This is a genomic window from Oscillatoria salina IIICB1, assembly GCF_020144665.1.
GTDB lineage: Bacteria > Cyanobacteriota > Cyanobacteriia > Cyanobacteriales > SIO1D9 > IIICB1.
Genome location: NZ_JAAHBQ010000016.1, coordinates 1 through 17,599, shown reverse-complemented (window position 1 = coordinate 17,599; position 17,599 = coordinate 1). Strand labels below are relative to the sequence as shown.

General features: G+C 41.5%; 16 protein-coding genes. 7 read left to right on the top strand and 9 right to left on the bottom strand.

The genetic code is table 11. The annotated features are described in order from the left end of the window. Positions 1-50 precede the first annotated feature (50 nt). Complete coding sequence (locus G3T18_RS06150) at positions 51-1,034, bottom strand: DUF2382 domain-containing protein (protein WP_224409660.1); 984 nt, start codon at positions 1,032-1,034, stop codon at positions 51-53. A gap of 361 nt (positions 1,035-1,395) precedes the next feature. On the opposite strand from G3T18_RS06150, the gene G3T18_RS06145 reads away from it, so the two are divergent. The 4 genes from G3T18_RS06145 (at position 1,396) to G3T18_RS06130 (ending at position 5,100) form a co-directional block, all read left to right on the top strand. Further along, positions 1,396-1,995, top strand: coding sequence for a hypothetical protein (locus tag G3T18_RS06145; RefSeq protein ID WP_224409659.1), 600 nt, complete (start codon positions 1,396-1,398; stop codon positions 1,993-1,995). 329 nt (positions 1,996-2,324) lie between these two features. Continuing rightward, complete coding sequence (gene gpmI, locus G3T18_RS06140; RefSeq protein ID WP_224409658.1) at positions 2,325-3,926, top strand: 2,3-bisphosphoglycerate-independent phosphoglycerate mutase; 1,602 nt, start codon at positions 2,325-2,327, stop codon at positions 3,924-3,926. 109 nt (positions 3,927-4,035) lie between these two features. After that, positions 4,036-4,266, top strand: coding sequence for a preprotein translocase subunit SecG (secG, locus tag G3T18_RS06135; RefSeq protein ID WP_224409657.1), 231 nt, complete (start codon positions 4,036-4,038; stop codon positions 4,264-4,266). Positions 4,267-4,326: 60 nt separating this feature from the next. Next, a complete protein-coding gene (locus G3T18_RS06130; protein ID WP_224409656.1) occupies positions 4,327-5,100 on the top strand; it encodes a matrixin family metalloprotease in 774 nt (257 codons plus the stop codon). Between the two features lie 201 nt (positions 5,101-5,301). Here G3T18_RS06130 and G3T18_RS06125 read toward each other — a convergent pair whose 3' ends face one another. From G3T18_RS06125 to hpf, 6 genes are all read right to left on the bottom strand, one after another. Further along, positions 5,302-6,210 (bottom strand): diacylglycerol/lipid kinase family protein, encoded by a 909-nt coding sequence (locus G3T18_RS06125; RefSeq protein ID WP_224409655.1) that lies wholly within the window; start codon positions 6,208-6,210, stop codon positions 5,302-5,304. Positions 6,211-6,338: 128 nt separating this feature from the next. Next, positions 6,339-7,493, bottom strand: coding sequence for a glycosyltransferase family 4 protein (locus G3T18_RS06120; RefSeq protein ID WP_224409654.1), 1,155 nt, complete (start codon positions 7,491-7,493; stop codon positions 6,339-6,341). Positions 7,494-7,687: 194 nt separating this feature from the next. Further along, on the bottom strand, positions 7,688-9,160 hold the full coding sequence (locus G3T18_RS06115; protein WP_224409653.1) for an MFS transporter: 1,473 nt from the start codon (positions 9,158-9,160) through the stop codon (positions 7,688-7,690). Positions 9,161-9,207: 47 nt separating this feature from the next. Next, positions 9,208-10,092 carry a DNA repair protein RecO gene (gene recO, locus G3T18_RS06110; RefSeq protein ID WP_224409652.1) on the bottom strand — a complete coding sequence of 295 codons (885 nt, stop codon included), beginning with the start codon at positions 10,090-10,092 and terminating at the stop codon, positions 9,208-9,210. Positions 10,093-10,128: 36 nt separating this feature from the next. Continuing rightward, positions 10,129-10,806 carry a deoxyribose-phosphate aldolase gene (gene deoC / locus G3T18_RS06105; RefSeq protein WP_224409651.1) on the bottom strand — a complete coding sequence of 226 codons (678 nt, stop codon included), beginning with the start codon at positions 10,804-10,806 and terminating at the stop codon, positions 10,129-10,131. A 267-nt stretch (positions 10,807-11,073) separates the two neighbouring features. After that, complete coding sequence (gene hpf, locus G3T18_RS06100; RefSeq protein WP_224409650.1) at positions 11,074-11,733, bottom strand: ribosome hibernation-promoting factor, HPF/YfiA family; 660 nt, start codon at positions 11,731-11,733, stop codon at positions 11,074-11,076. A 375-nt stretch (positions 11,734-12,108) separates the two neighbouring features. Here hpf and lipB point away from each other — a divergent pair, with 375 nt between their 5' ends. Further along, positions 12,109-12,765 carry a lipoyl(octanoyl) transferase LipB gene (gene lipB, locus G3T18_RS06095; protein WP_318013937.1) on the top strand — a complete coding sequence of 219 codons (657 nt, stop codon included), beginning with the start codon at positions 12,109-12,111 and terminating at the stop codon, positions 12,763-12,765. A gap of 116 nt (positions 12,766-12,881) precedes the next feature. On the opposite strand, the gene G3T18_RS06090 is transcribed toward lipB, so the two are convergent. Continuing rightward, complete coding sequence (locus G3T18_RS06090) at positions 12,882-14,045, bottom strand: adenylate/guanylate cyclase domain-containing protein (protein WP_224409649.1); 1,164 nt, start codon at positions 14,043-14,045, stop codon at positions 12,882-12,884. Positions 14,046-14,072: 27 nt separating this feature from the next. Then, entirely contained in the window at positions 14,073-14,786 is a 714-nt protein-coding gene (locus tag G3T18_RS06085; protein ID WP_224409648.1) for a DUF3120 domain-containing protein, read from the bottom strand. 312 nt (positions 14,787-15,098) lie between these two features. Here G3T18_RS06085 and G3T18_RS06080 point away from each other — a divergent pair, with 312 nt between their 5' ends. Continuing rightward, entirely contained in the window at positions 15,099-16,082 is a 984-nt protein-coding gene (locus G3T18_RS06080; RefSeq protein ID WP_224409647.1) for an undecaprenyl-diphosphate phosphatase, read from the top strand. 6 nt (positions 16,083-16,088) lie between these two features. After that, positions 16,089-17,432, top strand: coding sequence for a TIGR03279 family radical SAM protein (locus G3T18_RS06075; protein WP_224409646.1), 1,344 nt, complete (start codon positions 16,089-16,091; stop codon positions 17,430-17,432). Positions 17,433-17,599: the final 167 nt, after the last annotated feature.

Sequence of the window (17,599 nt, the reverse complement as noted above, 5' to 3'; positions counted from 1 at the left end):
ATTTTGCTAAACTTTGGTGATAGATGGGCGATCGCGCCAGTTTAAACAAATTAGGAACGGCGATCGCGGTTGACTACTGAACGTCCTTCAGTATCGATATCTAATTCTTCGCGACGAAGTTTTTCGGTAGCTTCTACTTGTTCTGTATCGACTTCTTTGTGGATATCGACTTCTTCGCGGACGAATGCTTGCTTGTCAATCTCAGCTTTTTCTTCATAAACTTCCATTTCCGCTACTTTTCCTGAATGGAAGTCAGCTTCACCTGGTTTAGCGGGAATCTTACCCTTTTTGGGAGCATTGCGTTCGATGATAACTCGTTCTTTTTCCACTGGAACCGATGCGCGTGCGGTGTCTGTTTCCACCCGTTTACCAATTTCGACTTCACCCGCTTGACGACGACTTTTACTCGCAACCAGTCGTTCTTCATAAAGCTTGAACTTTTGATGATCGATCTCGCTCATTTGATAAAGTTCCGGTTCGAGATCGTATCTGTATCGATCGCGATCGTCGCGAACTTGTTCTCGTTCCGCAGTTACAGGTTTTTCCTTGTACTCGTGAACTTCGCTCTCGATCCTTGGGCTTTCCGGTTGCGGTACTTTCGCTCTCGATCCTACCACTCCAGAACCTTCCACAGGTGGTGTCATTTCTACTCGGGAAGACCTTCCTACAGGTGGCTTACGGTAAATATCCCGCACTCGCTCTTCATAATTGTAATCCAAGTTGATAGTTTCATCATAAGGAGGTAAATTTTCCGCTTGATCTTTAGTCGCAAGTCCCACCGCATAAACTTTTTGTGCATCTGCATCAACATGACAGCGACCAACTGGTAATAAAACTTTTTTCCCAAAAATCCAGAAACCAGTATCAATTACTAAATAGCGGAAACGACCCATTTCATCAACGAGAACGTTATCAATTGTACCTATTTTTTCGTCGGTTCTACCCGCATAAACATTCAAACCTTTGAAATCTTCACCATCAAAAGCTTCTTCGCGGTATCGAGGATTAAAATCTTCTATTTTATGGAGAGCCATTTAACAAATTCCAATTTGGTTAAGTTCTAGATCTGCTCTTACTCTAATATTTCTCGAAATTTTAATCCTTCCTTCCTGCGACTGATTAGTTTAATTTAATCCCCACTCCTAATTATAATTTTTAATAATTCAGAAAATAATTTATCTCTTTCGATAGATGATTTTAGAGCGAATATTTCTTGAAAAAATCAGTTTTTGAAGACGAGGCAGAAAAATCAAAATTCACCAACTAAATAGATTCAAATATCTATCCTTCTACCTCATGACAGATATGAAAATAATAAATCTTTCTTAAAATTAACTTTAAAAGTTTTAAATGTCATCACTAGCCAAAAAAAGAAGCGGGAGAGAGAAAGAGAAAATGTCATACACAGAGCAAACCAGAGAAGATGTTAGAGATCCTGTAGTCGTTAATTCAGTAGTTGATTATCACGATCGCGTTCGCTGGGGTCCAATTTTTGCAGGAATTGTAATTGCCATTAGCACTCAATTAGTATTGAGTGCATTAGGAGCAGCAATTGGCTTCAGCGTAGCAGATACAAATGAAGCTAGTGCTGTAGGACTTGGAGTAGGAATTTGGTCAATTATTAGTTTGTTTATCTCCCTATTTATTGGTGCTTGGGTAATGGCTCGTACCTGTGGACCAATGAATAATAAAACAGCTTTATTGAATGGAGCAATTCTGTGGGCGACTACTTTAGCGATTAGTTCCTGGCTACTTGCTAGTGGAGTTAGCGGTACTTTCGGCGTAGTTGTTTCCAATGCTGGAGAAATTATCGATCGAGTGCAAGAACCGGGTGGCGTAGAGATCCCAAATAACGTCCCCAATCTCAATACTGCTCAAGCTACGGTTAACGCAGCCAAAGTAGCTTGGTCATTTATTTTTGGTTCTCTCCTTGGTTTAGTAGCATCAATGATTGGTGCGATCGCTGGAGCGAGAAAACCTAATGTTCGGGTTTAAAACTATTAACTAAAAACCTTGTGAAATAATGCCAGATTTATCTGTTTCTCCCAGTTTATTTCACCTAAGTCCAGTTTACCAACTAAAATTGTATTTGTCAGCGCAATGGAGTAGAAATACTTGTTTCTAGCCCTTGCGCTCATATATTCACAAGCGTAAAACCAGTTAAATGTAGTCGGAAAAGGAAATTTAAGTTAGAGATTGATGACATTAAGCTCAATTTGGCAAAAAATTTTTGCTAGAGCTAAAAAAAAGTAAAAATCAGTCCGAACAGATAACTCCTGTTATTATTATCATGACTGTGAAATAGACACTATAGGGCAACAATTATGAGACAACAAGCACCTGTATCTCCGGTGGTGCTAGTTATTTTAGATGGTTGGGGTTATCGCGAAGCAACGGAGGCAAATGCTATTGCTGCTGCGTCTACGCCAGTAATGGATAGTCTGTGGGCAACATACCCGAATACCTTAATTCGTACCTCTGGAAAGGATGTAGGATTACCAGAAGGTCAAATGGGTAACTCGGAAGTAGGACACCTGAACATTGGGGCTGGACGAGTAGTACCGCAAGAATTAGTACGCATCAGTGATGCAATCGAAGACGGTTCTCTGTTGCGTAACCCAGCACTGGTAAAAATTTGCCAAGAAGTGCGATCGCGCCAAGGAAAACTTCACCTCATCGGATTATGCTCTGAAGGAGGCGTACATTCTCATTTGAATCATTTGCTGGGACTTCTCGATTTAGTTAAGTCCCAAGAAATCGAGAATGTCTGTATCCACGCTATTACTGACGGTCGCGATACAAATCCGACGGAGGGAGTCAAAGTCATACAAAAAATTCAAGACTATACAGACAAAATCGGCATCGGCAAAATTGTCACGATCGGTGGTCGCTATTATGCAATGGATAGAGATCGTCGCTGGGATCGAACGAAAAAAGCATACGATCTCATGACGAGAGATGGTGAGGGGGAAGGAATTTCTCCCGTCCAAATTCTCAAAAATAGCTATGCTGAAGATGTCACTGACGAGTTTGTCATTCCCACTAGAGTTGCTCCGGGCGCAGTGAAACCAGGGGATGGGATAATTTTCTTTAATTTCCGTCCCGATCGCGCGAGACAATTAACCAGTGCTTTTGTCCAAGCTGACTTTTCAGGGTTTGAACGGGAACAAATTGAACCCCTCAGCTTTGTTACCTTCACTCAGTACGACTCCCGTTTACCTGTTCCAGTTGCTTTTGAACCCCAAAATTTGAATAATATTTTGGGTGAAGTGATTGCTAGAAATGGTTTGCGGCAGTTTCGGACTGCGGAAACAGAAAAATATCCTCATGTTACCTATTTCTTTAATGGCGGTATTGAGGAACCGTTTGCAGGTGAAGATCGCGAACTGATTAACTCTCCAATGGTTCCTACCTACGATCGCGAACCGAAAATGTCGGCTCAACCTGTTACTGATATAGCTTGCACGGCGATCGAGAAACAAGTATATTCTCTGGTGGTGATTAATTACGCTAACCCTGATATGGTCGGGCATACTGGTAACATCGAAGCTACAGTTGAAGCAATTGAAACTGTAGACCGATGTTTGGGACAACTGCTGGAAAGTATCAGCAAAGTTGGCGGAACTGCCATCATTATCGCCGATCACGGTAATGCTGAGTATATGCGCGATGAACAAGGAAATCCCTGGACAGCACATACTACTAATCCTGTACCGTTTATCTTGGTAGAAGGAGAAGGTCGGAAAATTCCCGGACACGGAACTGATGTTGCTTTGCGATCTGATGGGCGTTTATCAGATATTGCCCCAACTATTCTCGAAATCTTACAATTACCTCAACCAACGGAAATGACTGGTCGTTCTATGATTACTCCTGTAGAGTTTGAGGTGAAACCAAATCGTACGCCAGTGCGCATTTCTTTGTGAGTTTAAAGCAGGGACAACCTGTTAGGATTGAATTTGTGATAGCTAGTCCTCTGATGACTAGCTATTAACTTTGGACAAATTTTTCGGTTACTAAGGAGATTTTTCCTCGATGACAGTCTACCAACTTTTACAAATTATCTGGGTAGTCTCAGCTTTTTTGCTGGTTATTTTAGTTTTGTTGCATTCTCCCAAAGGAGATGGAATTGGTGGTATTGGTGGACAAGCACAATTGTTTACTAGCGCTAAGAGTGCAGAAACTACTCTCAATCGCGTTACTTGGATACTGAGTATCGTTTTTATCGGTTTAACGATTGTTTTGAGTGCAGGTTGGGTTGGCTGAAAGTTGAGAGTTTAAGAATTATTCAGCTTTATGTGGTTGACAAAGAATACTTTTAATGGTATGAGAAAGTGTAAATGGTGGCGACGTTGGAGTATTTTCGGAATCGCGATCGCCACAAGTTTACTCTTTATTTTGGCAGGTACGGGGAAAATTGCCGCAGAAACTTCCCGGTCTTCTTTACCAGAGTTAAAAGTTCATCCTTTACCACCTTCTCTAGCACAATGGTCGAGGAAAAACCGTAGTGGTGACTATTTTTCCCAAGTAAAATCTACGCCTCTAGGTTATTTAATTTGGTCTAATTTTCCAATTAAATATTATCTCGATCGCCCACTCAATCCCGATGAAAATGTAGCTAGTGACATTCGCTTTTTAAATTGGGTAAATGCAGTTACCAAAGCAATAGAAGAGTGGGACAAATATTTACCTTTACAAGAAGTTGAAAACGTCGCACAAGCCGATTTAATTATTAAAAGGAAGCGTCCTAGTTTACGGGAAATAATTGACTTGGAAACAGGCGAAACCAAGCCCCCACGCGCTCGAACCGCCCTCACTAGCTATGAATTTTATCTGCGAGTAAAAGAAGATAATTCACTTATTTTAGCTCATCGAATGACGATCGAATTAAGTACAGGAATGAGCGAAAGACAAACTTTAGCTACAGCGCGTCATGAAATAGGTCACGCTTTAGGAATTTGGGGACATTCCCAACAAGAAACCGATGCTCTTTATTACTCTCAAGTAGCAAATCCACCTGCAATTTCTCCGCGAGATGTTAATACTTTGAAGAAGATTTATGAACAGCCAACTAGATTAGGTTGGTTGGTGGGTAGATAAAATATTATTAATTTTTTCGCGCCAAGACGCCAAGACGCAAAGGGGGATTTGCTGAGGGGTTTTTGAAGTGGAGGAGGCGCAAATAATTAATGAGTTGATTAATAGGTAGCTTCAATTTTTAGTAGAAAAGAAAACAGTGCTGCTTTTAAGTAAGATTTAGTAGCTGCATTGATGATAAATTTACCAGTTAATAGTTATTAGTTAATTATCATAGCTTTTTGGTGTCAAAATAGTTAGGGTGCGGGGTGCAAGGCTGATTTCTGCTTGTTGAGGGACTTGAGAATTATCAAAGTCGGTTTCTGGGAAAAAGTCGTCTCCGACACGGATAGGTGATTTTCGCCAGGAGAGATTTAGTTGTTGGCAGCGAGAGAACGTGATTGGTATGATATCAGTAGAAGTAGTTTCCGTATCGAGCCATTCCAGTAAAGCCGAACGTCCTTCCTCTTCTAGATAAGCAAGATCGAGCCAGCGATCGGTGGGATCGATTTTCGATGCAATTGACAGCCTCGGACCAACAAAGCCAATATTAAGCATTTCCAGGAAGAGAAAATGACCTTCGATAACCCGATCGCCTAAACAAGCACTTACGGCTATAGGTTCGCACTCCATGACCTTTTTCCGCAAGACATGGCGAGCGATCGCTAATTTTTCACTGGGATCGCTAACAGAAATCTCGCGATGGTGCATATCCAAAGCAGCTAAGGTGAGCATACCTAAACCACATCCTTCGAGAAAAAGACGACGACCCCAAGATCCTGATGCAGTCCAAAGATCGAAACTTTGACGAGATGCGGTAGCCCAAGATTGGATAATTTCTTCTGGAGTCCCGATAATTCCCAAATCGGTCGCAATATTGTTAGCAGTTCCCAAAGGTATAATCGCGATCGCTGGATTTGATTCGGGCAAATTTACAGCTACTTTCGTCACTGTACCATCCCCACCTGCGGCGATCGCCAGATCGAGCGGATCGTCAAGGATAGAGGGGAACTCAGGATCTTTTGTAGACTGGTAACGAGGATTGTATCCCATAGTACGCAGTAATTTGATTAAGCGATCGCGGGAAACATTTCCTCCACCAGCCGTCGGATTGTGAATCAGGCTTACACGCATGAGAAATTATGGGAAAAGTAGGGGTTGGTTAAACTACCAAACCCATTTTTCCTCAATTTTCCCAAATTTTCGCCTTAAATTCCTGCTTCTTTCGACAGAATTGTTTCACTATAGAAATAGCGATAATTTCAGTGTCTATAACCACGACTAAGTTGAACGTGGCGCGATCGCAGCACATCAACATACAATTTTTCTAAACGGGTAATATTACGACTAAGAGTATAACGATCTAAAACGCGCAATCGCGCTTTTTGTCCCAACAGCGAAGTTAACTCCGGATGATCCCGAAATAAAGGTAAAAGCGTTTTCAACTGCGTCGTTACCCCCTGAGTAGAAAGAACTACACCTGCACCATCTTCGAGAACTTCCCCATCAGCCCCTGCATCAGTCGCCAAACAAGCAACCCCACAAGACATAGCCTCCAGCAACGACAGAGAAAGCCCTTCTACCAACGAAGGTAGAATAAAAACATCAGCAGCTTGTAGAATTTCAATCCGTCGTCGTTCATCAGCAACAAATCCTAACCAAATAATGTTATATTCTTCTCCGTAAAGAGGCTTTAACGAAGCAGTCAAAGGTCCATCACCAACAATGACCAACTTACTATTTCCGTGCATTTCCGAATGCTTCCAAGCCCGGAGCAAAGCTTCGACATTCTTTTCCGTAGAAATGCGACCTTGATAAACAAATAATCGTTCGGCATTAACTTCCGATTTAAAATGAGAAAAACCGGGAGCATATTTTTGCACATCAACCCCGTTTGGGATCACCGCTAACTTCTTCACTGGGACACCCAATTTGACAAGGAGATCGCGCTGCATCTTAGAAAAAACAATTACGCGATCGTAATGAGCCAAAAATGGTGCATATAATTGATAAGCGAGAAACTGGGTACTAGATTTGAGATTGCGTAACTTACTATCAAAAGCTGGATGAAAAGTAGCCACTAAGGGCAAATTAAGTTCGCTACAAATTTCCGGCAAGCGAAAATCGAGAGTAGATAAAGTTAGAGAAGCATGAACCAGATCCGGTTGTAGTTGTTCCAGCGATCGCGTCAGAATTTTACTCGAATTAGGAGTAGGAATTGTATAAACCTGAGATTTATAAATAAAAGGCAAAAACACTTCCGGGCAATCAGGCCAGTTTTCTTGCATAGACTCTTCTTGGGCAAAGTGGAGAAAACTGACCCGATTTCCTCGATCTAACAAGGAATTAGTAATTTCTCGACTATAAGTTACATTGCCACAAAAAGGTGATTTTTTTCCCAGCCAAGCGATGTGCATTCAGTTTATCGGAAATAAATATATTATTAGAAGACTACAACTAAAGTAAAAACAGGTGTAGTCAATCAAGCAAATAGGTATTGGGGACTGGTGATTAGAGATTAGGTTCAGTTATCAGTGAACAGTTATCAGTGAACAGTTAGCAGTTTATCCTCCAAGTCTTCTCCCTCTTACCAGTCACCAGTCCCTAATCCCTAATTCCTAGTTGCTTTAGTTGACATTACTGAGCCTGTACGGGAAATATACCAGGTTAGGAGTCCTCCTGTAACTGCTAAAATCGCCAAACCGAGAAAAACTGACTTTAAACCAAAAAAAGCTTCTGCTACGCCTGCTAACGCCAAAGGCAAAGAGAGAGCAATATTCACCGCATTATTTTGTAAGCCAAAGACCTTTCCGCGCATTTTTTCGGGAGTTTCGGCTTGAATAGTCGTTTGCATTGGTACGCCGACTAAAGCAGCAAATGCGCCTAAAAAGGTAGTCATGAGTAAAGCTAGCCAAAGCTGATGGGTAAACAAAGATAAACCAACCAACGAACCAGCTACTCCAAACGAACCAGTCAAACTAAGATTGGTATGAGAAAATCTTTGACCCCAGTTACCTAAAAAGCCTGCACCCAAAGCCATACCTATACCGCCAGCCGCCAGTAAAAAACCAAATTGTTCTGGCTTCATTGCGGGAATAGTTTCCGCCAGACGTACAGCCAATACTGCTAACGCTGCAAAAACCGAGAAGAGAATGACTAACTGAATCAAAGCATTGCGAACTCGATGGTTTTTTCCTAAGTAGCGAATACCTTCGCGAATATCTTCAAAAATGTGTGTTTCTTCTTCTTTAGGTAAAATTTCTTTGGTTTCTCCTGTTTTAAGGAGTAACAAAATTAATCCAGCGATCGCGTAAGCACCGCCGACAATCATTTCTTTGCCAAAACTCCAGTTAATGCCTAATTCAGCTAACAGTTTATCTGTCAGTTCCAACAAAGGCTCGCCGATAGCAAAACCGATAATCAACAATGCCATCATTGTAGTTGTATAAAGAGAATTAGCTGGTAATAAATGCCGACGTTTGACAATTAAAGGAATCGCCGACTGTTCTGCGGGCGCAAAAAACTGCGTCAGGGTTGAAACTAAAAAAGTTACGCCCAATAAAACCCAAAACCCTGCGGGTAAGCCAAAAATCGGCGTTCGATCCTGAGATAGCCACAAAAGGAACGGCACAGCTAAAACTATCGCGCCGCGCAAGAGATTTGTAGCTACAAGTACCGTTTTTTTCGACCAGCGATCGACATAAACTCCTGCTAGAGAACCAAATAACACTGCTGGGATTGTAAAAGCAATCATAATTGCTGAAACCCAACCGCTAATTGTTTGATTGGCTGCCTGAAAATGACTGGCAATCAAAGCAATCATCAACACGAGATATACTTTATCTGCTAGTTGAGAAAATACTTGACCGCTCCAGAGAATTAAGAAGCGGCGATTTTGCAAGACAGGCAAAAAACCTTTCGTCTTTGCTGCTACATTTAGCTTACTTTCATTACTTTCATCCCAAGAAGTCGCATCATCCCAGGAAATTTGGTTACTCGTTTCTGCTTCTAAGATTTCAGTTTCGTTAGTCACATCGTTAATTATTGATTCTAATTTTGTTTTTTCAAGTTCAGATACTCGCATTTTCACTTAATCAGGTTTTCATCAAACAATTAAATAAGTTTTTTTACCTAAAAAGGTAACGGATACAGAGAATCAACTAGAATAGCCGAGCGAATTGACTTTCCTAGTTGGTACTCCGTGTAATCCCGTAAAAGTCTTTCGATCTCTATCCAGGCTGTATTCACAGAGGTATTCAGATACCTCTTTGGTATTATTTTCTCAAATTGAGGTAACTCTGCTGTCCCAAGTTGTTGTAATCCAGTTAGTTCAACAGCATTAAGTTTGCTATTGATTCGTGGTGTAGGCAATAATCGCCTTTCTGTAGCCTCTGTTTCACTACTGTTGCTGGGACTTAAGCTTACCTGAATTGGTAAAGCGATCGTTCCTCCAGCTTCAAAGCTAAAGCCTACTCGCCATCCAGCATTAGTAAAATCCGGTGTTAGTGGTTGCTGAGTCAAACAACAGTTACCCACCACAGGGGCGATTCCTGCTATGGCTAGCAAGTGAAATATCGCTTGACATAAATGGCTGAGTATTATTGATGCTGATGAGTCTAGATTGCTACCAGTAGTTATGCAGTCTAAGCGTCTCAGATGTTCGTTGAGCAGTTGGTAGAGTTCTGTTTGTGGCTGTTCGCTCAAACTCACGCAGATGACTAATTCTGCCAGATATTGAGCTACAGCTAATTTGCCTAAATTTTTACTTAAACCTGGATAAGATTCAATAGTTTCTGCTTGAGTAATTTTATCCAGCGATCGCCCTTTAGCAATTAATAACTCGTTCACCACAAACAACTCGCTTCTACCTCGAAGCTTTGATTTGTGCTTGCGCGATCCCGGTGCTACTGCTTTAATCAAACCAAATTCCGGTGTCAAGATTGTCACTAAACGATCTGCTTCGCCTAGTGGCATACTCTTAAGATTAATTCCGGTTACTTTATAGGTTCGACTCATTGGTTATTCTTCGCGTCTTGCTCAAAGCCAGTAAGATTAGTCCTTTTCTAGGGTATCGCGCTGGCTCAACAACTCAAGCCCTCGGGAAGTCCCTAGCCTAGTTGCACCTGCGGCAATTAAATTGAGGGCAGTCTCTAGAGTCCGAATTCCTCCAGATGCTTTGATGCCAATTTGCCCTTTCGTAATTTCTCTCAACAGTCGCACATCCTCGACTGTCGCGCCGCCGTACCAACCCGTACTGGTTTTCAGATAAGCTGCGCCTGCATCCATACATATTTCCGCAGCTAACCGTTTTTCCGCATCTGTCAAGAGGGCAGTTTCCAGAATTGCCTTGACAGTTTGCCCGGTTTCTTCACAAATTTCGGCTATTTCTCGATAAACTGCGTTTGTTTGTCCCGCTTTCAACCAACCTAAGTTAATTACTACATCTAACTCTACTGCTCCATGTTCTACAGCTTCTTGTGCTTCATAAAGCTTCGTTGCTGAGGTAGTAGCCCCAGTAGGAAAACCGATGACAGTACATACCTTAGTTTTTTTGCCATGCAGAAATTCTGCTGCTTGTCGCACTGCACTAGGATAAAGACAAACTGCGGGAAATTTATATTGCTCTGCTTGGCTACAACAGTGAACTACTTGTTCGGGTGTAGCTGTAGGATTAAGCAGGGCGCTATCAATATACTCAGCCAGATCGATTGCATTTAAATCTAGACCCATCGTTGATTCTCCGACGACTCCTGGTTAAGTTTTATCAGAATTTTAAGAAAAATTAAAGAATTAAGGCAGAAATTTTGCCTATTTTGTCGCAAACGCTAATTTTCGCGCGATCTCACCGCTCCTAATTATGAGAAAAAAGCCAGTTGCCACTTTCCACAAAGGAAAAATTACAACTGACATTTTGCTGGAGAATTTTCTCATTTCAGACGATTTGGCGATCGTCTCATTTTCACCGCACTACTAAATCACCACACCAAAACATTAAATTCAAATTTGAGCTGCCGGGATCGATTCTAGGTTTTCTAAATTCTCGATCTCTACTTGACCATTTTTACCATTCAGGTGATTTTCGTTGCCGTTACGAGGTTGAATTACGCCATAACCACCGTGATTCCGTTGATAGATGACATTAATCTCGCCAGTCTCTTGATTGCGGAACATATAGAAATCATGGTCTACTAGCTGTAGGTGTTCGAGAGCTTCTCGAATCGTCATTGGTGGCATCGCAAAATATTTCATACGCACAACTTCATCGGGAAGTTGAGGTTCGCGATCGCCAATCATATCATCTGCCACTGGTTCCCCTTCCAGCATTTCGCCAGTTTTTGGCTGGGTGTGCGTTTTCTTGTATAAATGCTTCTCCTTGTACTTCCTTAGCTGACGGGCAATTTTATCTGCAACCATATCAATGCTCGCATACAGGTTTTCACTGCTTACCTGCGCCCGAATTACTCGTCCATTGGCATAAACCGTTACTTCTGCCGCCTGATTATTGCTTATCCGGGGATTGCGTGCCACAGAAAGATGTACGTCTACTTTCGTGGTGATATTTTGAAAATGCTGAACTGCCTTTTCTAGCTTTTGCTGCACGTAATCGCGAATTGCATCTGTGACTACAATATTGTTGCCCTGGATCAAAAGCTTCATACTAATTACTCCATTCTCTAAAACTTGAGACGTTTTTGCACTGCCCAGCGATCTTGCTGTACTTTTTTATTCAGCAAATTACTTGCTGGATTTAAGTGAGATTGAGGGGGAGTTTCTGAACAACTTCACCAAAATTCATCAAACATTTATTGTTTACTTTTTTCTTTCTTTTTGCTTCACCACCACTGTCAAAATGTGTTAAAACAGTTTTTATGTTTCCAATCAGCTTTCGCTGAATTGGTTCAGTCGTGGGATATTTATCTTCGTCAACCTCGTTTAATTGCTTTATACTTTAACCCTAGCATCTTGTATCGTGCAAAACAGATACCTTTGATTTCTCTTCATTATCCTTTGCATAGCTTGACATTTCTTGAAATTGCCACAGAGCCGAAAAAAAACCGTCATTGTAAAGTTGACAAAAACGGGCTAATCCCCTATATGGAAGCTTGGGAAAAACAACATTCCCTGGTAGCTCAACGTCTCAGCAATCCTGAGTTAGATGACGTTCTGCTACTATTAGAACATCCTCCAGTCTATACTCTTGGCACTGGAGCCAAGACGGAATTTCTCAAATTTGACCCCACTGTTACAGGTTGGGAAGTTCATCGTATCGAACGCGGTGGAGAAGTTACCTATCATTGTCCAGGGCAAATCGTCGGCTATCCGATCCTCAATTTGCGCTATTATCAAACAGATTTACATTGGTATCTCCGTCAGCTAGAAGAAGTAATTATTCAGTTATTAGCTGGTTACGGATTGAGAGGATCTCGCCTTTCTGGATTGACAGGTGTTTGGGTAGAAGGACGAAAAGTTGCAGCGATCGGGATTAAAGTCCGACGTTGGATTACTATGCACGGATTTGCCCTTAATGTCAACTGCGATCTTACTGGTTTTCAACACATTATTCCTTGTGGGATCGAGGATAAACCTGTGGGTAGTCTCGCCCAGTTTATTCCGGATCTCGACATCGAGCAAGTACGCCAAGCCTTGATTACCACATTTGCGGAAGTATTTCAAGTCAAGTTAATCTAGGGGATTGGATTCAGTTAACAGCGAACAGTTACCAGTTATCAGGCTGAATTTAAGAATAATTTGAAACTAAACGAGAAAATTATCACGGATCGACGATCGCGACAATATTTAAATTTTTATAACTGCTTCGAGCGACTATCCCGCACAATTTTGTCTAATAAAAAGTTATCTAGCTCTTCAAAAGTTGTGGCATAAGTAATCGTCGGATTGTCATAACCTTTGAGACTTACCTGGTATTGCTGAAAGCGTCTTTGAGCTTCGGGAAATTCACTTAAATATTCATAAGTTTCCTCTCCCAAAGCAACATCCAAGTGAATTTCTTTGGTAGCAGATTCTAAGCGAAAGGCGGCATTAACCGTGTCGCCGATCGCGGTATAATCTGGGCGATCGCCACTACCAGTATTTCCCACCATCGCATAACCTGTGTTGATTCCGGCTCCAATTCTTAAGGGAAACGGTAAAGGATACTGGTTGCTCAAATCTGTAGTCATTTTACGCAAATCGCTGATTGCTTGGAAAATTTGCACTACTTCTTCTTTGGTAAGTTCTGTTTGTCCGTGAAACCAAATCGCCATTACCGCATCACCAATATATTTATCCACCCAACTACCAGAAGAGCGGATAATTTCTCCCGCTTGACGAAACCAACTACCAACCAACATGGAAAGAATTTTTTCGTCTAACTGTCTGGTCAAAACTGTAAAATCACGAATATCCACTACCATTACTGACATTAGTCGCCTAACATGGAGAGTCGAAGTTAAAGTTTCCTTTTCCGAGACTTCACCATTTTCATTGTCTTGGCGAATGTGAGGGGGACAGTGAAATTCAATTTCTGTTTGACCGAAGGTAAGGCGATCGCCATTTTTTAAAGTTACCGGAATATTTACCCGACGACCATTGACAAAGGAACCGTTACGACTTCCTAAGTCAATAAGATAAAATTCTCCAGTCTCAGTAAACTGTAACATCGCATGAGTGCGGGAAATCCAGCGATCGGGAATCATAAAATTATTCTCGTCACTTCGTCCCAATGTCCAGCAACTGCTACCTACTAAGGGTAAGTAGCGATTACCTGTTGCAGTACGAAGAAGCAAGTAAGGAGTTCGTCCCAAGGCTACCCCTGATGTAGTAGCGATCGCTGGTGGTAAAGAAGCATTTTTCTGCCCTAACTTTTCCGGAGTTAAAATCTCGTGTCGGAAAAAACTGTGATTTGAGTGCATTCTACCCCAATGATAATTTATGCCTCTCCACACCAAAACAGCTACATTAAAACACATTCTTTCGCAATGTTGTGACGATCGCCTTTATGCCATTGATGCTGCTAGCCAGAATAAACCATCTACCAAAATGGTACTCAATACTGCTCCTGAAAATGCCCACCAATGTAGTTCCTGTTTTTGCAATGACCACAAGCCGATACCTAAGAGGATATTTACTAATACTACTGCCCAACTGATTCCCCAAACAGTTTGTACTTGAGCGATCGCGTTTTGGAAAATTGGCGTTACCAATTCTGGTTCCACTGTCATGACTTTGCGCCAGTAAGGAATTAAACCTGTTACATAAAAGTAACCATCTGTCAATGCCGTACCTAACAAAGAACCAAGATAAAATAAATTTCCTACCTTAGCCCAACCTCGCCATAGTCCCCACAGGGCAAATGGTAAACCAACCGATTCCACAGGTAAGTGGATCAAAGGTTCCCAACGCAGCCAACCCCAGTAAATAGAACCAGCCAACCAACTCCAGGTAAACCCTAGCAAAATATCGCCCCACAGTTCCGTTTTTTGACGCTTGGAGAGCCACAAGGCTAGCTGTAACCATCCCCAGGTCAAAAGCAAGCTAAACCACGGTAGCAGCCGCACTAACGGCGCTTGGAAAAATACTGGTACGGAAACTAAAAATCCTGCGGCTAAGAAAACTAGCCAGCGCTGACGTTGTTCGCTTCCCCACTCAGTGAGACAAAAGAAACTTTCCTCTGACTTGAGTTTGTAGTCAGAGACTGATGAAGATGACATTAATGTGAACCAGCTATTGTGAAACAAAATATTGTTAATATTCTTTACTTATCTTTATTTATCTTAAATTTAGCACTTTTTTATCCCCCTAGGGGGCATTATATGGGATCGGGGACTGGGTTCAGTAAGCAGTGAACAGTAAACAGTGAACAGTTTATCCTTTTTGTCCTTTCCCTTTTCCCCCTCTTGCTTGTCTCCAATCTCTACTCTCTACTGATAACTGATAACTGTTCACTGAAATCCCCAATCACCAATCCCCAATCACCACTGCTATACTGCGTAGCGAAACAATCAGGTCAAAGCGAGGAGAGGATGAGAGGATTGGCAAAAAAAGGTTTAAGATTAGCTGTAGCGATCGCTATAGGTATGACACTCGCTTTTACTTGGTCAGGATTAATCCAAGCATCTAGCGTAGTAGCCCAAGTACCACCGACAGAAATAAACACTCCGGCATCAACTTCGCAATACAATCTGTTTCAAGCAGCTTTTTTGGGTTTTGTGCAAGGAATGACCGAATTTCTGCCGATTAGTAGTACCGCCCATCTGAAAGCAGTACCAGTATTCTTAGGTTGGGGCGATCCGGGAGTAGCTTATACTGCTGTAATTCAATTAGGTAGTATTGCCGCAGTAGTTTGGTATTTTTGGAGCGACTTAGTACAAGTAACTGTCGGAGCAATTCAAGCAATTCGTAAATCAGATTATCAAGCTTTAGAATTCAAAATTGCTCTCGGTATTGGGATTGGGACGATTCCGATTGTCTTTTTCGGCTTATTAATTAAATTCTCGATCCCCGACTTTGACAACTCACCGTTGCGAAGTATGAGCGCGATCGCGATCGCTTCGATTGTGATGGCGCTATTATTAGGATTAGCAGAAAAAATTGGCACTCGTCAGCGAGACTTCGAGCATCTTTCGACGAAAGACGGTATCTTGATGGGATTAGCCCAAGCATTGGCTTTAATTCCCGGCGTATCTCGCTCTGGTTCGACGATTACTGCTGGTTTATTTATTGGTTTAGAAAGAGCAACTGCGGCTCGTTTTTCCTTTTTATTGGGTATTCCCGCCATTACTATCGCTGGTTTAGTGGAATTAAAAGGAGTTTTCGAGCAAAATGTCAGTAGTTCTTCAATCATGCCGTTAGCAGTAGGAACTATTTCCTCAGCCTTATTTTCTTATTTAGCGATCGCGTGGTTAATCCGCTATTTACAAAGACAAAGTACCTGGGTTTTTGTCTGGTATCGCTTAATTTTCGGTATAGGTATTTTAGCCGCGATCGCGACAGGATTGTTAGATTGATCGATTATGACCGAATTTTCTCTTCGTCCCGCCCGTATTACTAAAGTTTTACCCGACTCTATCGCTGCTGAAATTGGTTTTGAAGTTGGGGACGCGATCGTTTCTATTAATGGTACTCGTCCCCGCGATTTAATCGATTATCAATTTCTTTGTGCTGATGAAATTTTAGCACTTGAAGTTATCGATATCAAGGGTAAAAAGCACTATCTCGAAATTGAAAAAGATTATGAAGATGACCTCGGTTTAGAATTTGAAACTGCTCTGTTTGATGGTTTAATTCAATGTAATAATCGCTGTCCTTTTTGCTTTATCGAACAACAACCACCAGGAAAGCGAAAAACTCTTTATCTCAAAGATGATGACTATCGCCTCAGCTTTCTTTATGGTAGTTATTTAACCCTAACTAATCTTACCACAAAAGAATGGCAGCGTATCGAACAAATGCGCTTATCTCCTCTTTATGTTTCAGTGCATGCAACTGAACCAGAAATCCGCATTCGTTTACTTAAAAATCCTCGCGCAGGTCAAATAAAATCACAATTACGTTGGTTTCAAGAAAGACGCTTACAAATTCACGCGCAAGTTGTTGTTTGTCCCGGGATTAATGATGGTATTCATTTAGAAAGAACTTTACTCGATCTAGCTGATTTCCATGCAGGAGAAATTCCGGCTGTTGCTTCCGCAGCAGTGGTTCCCGTAGGTTTAACTCGCTTTCGCCCGACAGAAGATGAATTAGTTCCTGTAAGTAAAGAAAAAGCCGCCGAAGTAATCGCCCAAGTTGAGAAATTACAAGCAAAATTTAAAAGTAAATTTGGGACAAACTTTGCTTGGTTGGCTGATGAATGGTTTTTGATTGCTCAACAAGAATTACCACCAGAAAATCATTATGAAGATTATCCTCAAATTGGCAACGGTGTAGGTTCAATTCGTCAATTTCTTAAGCAGTTTGAACAAACAGCAACGAAATTATTACCGTCAAAAGTTAACAGTTATCGTCGCTTTACCTGGGTAGTGGGTAACGCTGTCGAAATAGCTTTTCAACCTTTAGTAACGCAATTAAATCAGGTAGAAAATTTAGAAGTTAATTTAGCAGCATTGCGTAGTGAATATTGGGGACAGGAAATAACTGTTACAGGTTTACTTACCGGACAAGATTTGCTAGCAGGATTAAAGCAACGAGATAATGGTAATGGGATTTTGTTACCTGATTTAATGCTCAAGCATGACGAAGCCTGTTTTCTTGACGATTTAACTGTTGCAGAAGTCAGCGAGATGTTAGAAACGCCAATTTTTCCTGTTAATGGTATTGACAAATTGATAGAAACGTGCATTGAAGAGCAGGGAACTTGATAATTCTTCAAAAAATTGACGACGATCGGATCGCCTAAGCAAATTTACGTCAAAAAAATTAAGTTAATTTTTTTATCAATCGGCTTAAGTAGCTTAACTGTAAGTCTACACAAATATTGACAAATTGAAGCTGAGTTTTCCGCAGCGATCGGGGCAACCTAGAAGTA